The organism is Aeromicrobium sp. (assembly GCF_049587115.1).
Lineage (GTDB): Bacteria > Actinomycetota > Actinomycetes > Propionibacteriales > Nocardioidaceae > Aeromicrobium.
The window spans coordinates 1-2,492 of sequence record NZ_JBAVDI010000101.1; the positions used below are offsets into that span (position 1 = coordinate 1).

Genomic DNA, 2,492 nt, shown 5'->3' on the forward strand with positions numbered 1-2,492 from the left:
CTTCTCGCCTATTCGCGGGTCACCTTCGGTTCGCTTTGCGAACAGTTTGGGACCCGCCAGTGAGCGAGAAGTGACCCGTCAGCGTGGGGGGGGTTAGGGGTGGGTCATGGACATGACGTCGAGGGCCTCGTCTAGGTCGGCCTCGCTGATGTCCCCACGCTCGACGAATCCCATCTCTATGACGACCTGCCGGATGGTCTTCTTCTCCTTGACCGACTGCTTGGCGACCTTGGCCGCATTCTCGTAGCCGATGAAGCGGTTGAGCGGAGTGACGACCGACGGGGAGGACTCGGCGAGGAACAAGCACCTCTCCTCGTCGGCAGTGATGCCGTCGATGCAGCGATCGGCCAGCACACGCGAGGCGTTGCCCAGCAGGCGCATCGACTCCAGCAGATTGCGACCGATGACCGGCAGCATGACGTTGAGCTCGAATGAGCCCGAGGCCCCGGCCGTCGCGATTGTCGCGTCGTTGCCGATGACCTGCGCCGCGACCATCAGCGTCGCCTCGGGCAGGACCGGGTTGACCTTGCCGGGCATGATGCTCGATCCCGGCTGCAGGTCGGGGAGGGCGATCTCGCCGAGACCTGTGCGGGGTCCCGAGCCCATCCAGCGCAGATCGTTGCAGATCTTGGTCAGGCTGACGGCAACGGTGCGCAGCTGCCCAGACATCTCGACAAGTCCGTCCCGTGCACTCTGGGCCTCGAAGTGGTCGACCGCCTCGGTGATCGGCAGCCCAGTGCTCTCGGCGAGGATCTCGATGACGCGCTGCGGGAAACCTATCGGGGTGTTGATGCCGGTCCCGACCGCGGTGCCGCCGAGCGGGACCTCGGCCGTACGCGGCAAGGAGGCCTCGATCCGCTCGATCCCGCGACGGATCTGATGGGCGTAGCCGCCGAATTCCTGGCCAAGGGTGACCGGGGTGGCGTCCATCAGGTGGGTGCGGCCGGACTTGACCACCGAGGCGAACTCGTCGGCCTTGGCCTCAAGAGACGTCGCGAGATGGTTCAGGGCCGGGATCAGCTCGTTGCTGGCCGATGCGGTCGCCGCGAGATGGATCGACGTCGGGAACACGTCGTTCGACGACTGGCTGGCGTTGACGTGGTCGTTGGGGTGGACGTCTTTGCCGAGCGACCGGGTGGCCAGGGTCGCAAGGACCTCGTTGGTGTTCATGTTGCTCGAGGTGCCGGACCCGGTCTGGAAGACGTCGATCGGGAACTGCGCGTCGTGCGCGCCGGAGGCGACTTCCTCGGCGGCGGCCACGATCGCATCGGCAATGTCCTGATCCAGGATGCCCAGCTCGGCATTGGCCTTGGCGCAGGCAGCCTTGATCTGCGCGAGCGCGCGGATCTGGGCCGGCTCGATCGGGGTGCCGGAGATCGGGAAGTTCTCGACGGCGCGCTGGGTCTGGGCGCGCCAGAGGGCGTCGGCCGGGACGCGTACCTCGCCCATGGTGTCGTGCTCGATGCGGTATTCGGTCATGCAGCGACGATATCGGTGGGACGCCAGCGGCCGCGCGACGGGCGTCCGGTTCGCATCGCCGTGCTCCGGGGTGGAGGATCAGGCTGGATGGATCGAGACCTCGCTGGCCTTCACGACCAGGAAGATCGGTCGTCCCGGCGCAAGGTCCAGCTCGGCAACGACCGGGACGGTGACGTCTGCGCTGAGGTCGTCAGTCCGCACCCGGACCTGGGCCCCATGCGGCTCAAGCTCACGGATCGTCGAGGCAAATACGTTGCGGGGACTGCCGGTCGGCGGCTCGACGTGCACGCTGACCGCACTGGGGCTGAACACGGCGACGGCTTCCTGGCCGTCTGCCATGGGCTGTCCGGACAGTCCAGCGACCATCGCCCCGGTCGAGGTGCGAACCGCACCGCCGGACGAGGTGCCACGCACTAGGTTGAGGCCGGCGATGTCCGCCCCGAACCTGCTCCGTGGCGTGGTGAGAACGTCCCGGGTCGGGCCGTGCTCCACGATCCGGCCGCCCTCCATCACGATGACCCGGTCGGCGAGCAGAAGCGCGTCGAGCACGTCGTGGGTCACGATGATCGCGGTGCGGTCAGCCAGCACTCGACGCAGGACCTGGCGCATCGCTGGGACGACCGTGACGTCGAGCGCGGCCATCGGTTCGTCCAGCAGCAGCAGTCTGGGTTCGGCGGCGAGTGCGCGGGCGATCGCGACGCGCTGCGCCTGCCCGCCGGAGAGCGTGGACGGCCGTTGGCCCGCCAGCTCGAGCGAATCGACGGCCGCCAGCCACGTCCGTGCCGCCGCCCTGGACTCGGCGCGCGAGTGTCCAGCGCTGCGTGGACCGAAGGCGACGTTGTCGAGCACGCTCAGGCGCGGGAACAACAGCGGATCCTGGGCCAGCAGGGCGGTGCCGCGGTCGTGCGCGGACAGCCACGTTCCGTCTGCAGCGTCAAACAGGACAGTTGCTCCGAGGACGGCTCGCCCGGCGTCGGGGCGCAGCACCCCGGCGATCGAGGCGAGGACCGATG

2 protein-coding genes are annotated in these 2,492 nt (G+C 68.3%); both read right to left on the reverse strand.

The features are described from left to right. Nucleotides 1–93: 93 nt before the first annotated feature. Nucleotides 94–1,479, reverse strand: coding sequence for a class II fumarate hydratase (locus WB461_RS09555; RefSeq protein WP_423852502.1), 1,386 nt, complete (start codon nt 1,477–1,479; stop codon nt 94–96). Nucleotides 1,480–1,557: 78 nt separating this feature from the next. Beyond that, nucleotides 1,558–2,492: sulfate/molybdate ABC transporter ATP-binding protein (locus tag WB461_RS09560; protein WP_423852503.1), on the reverse strand; the 935-nt coding region annotated here is incomplete at its 5' end.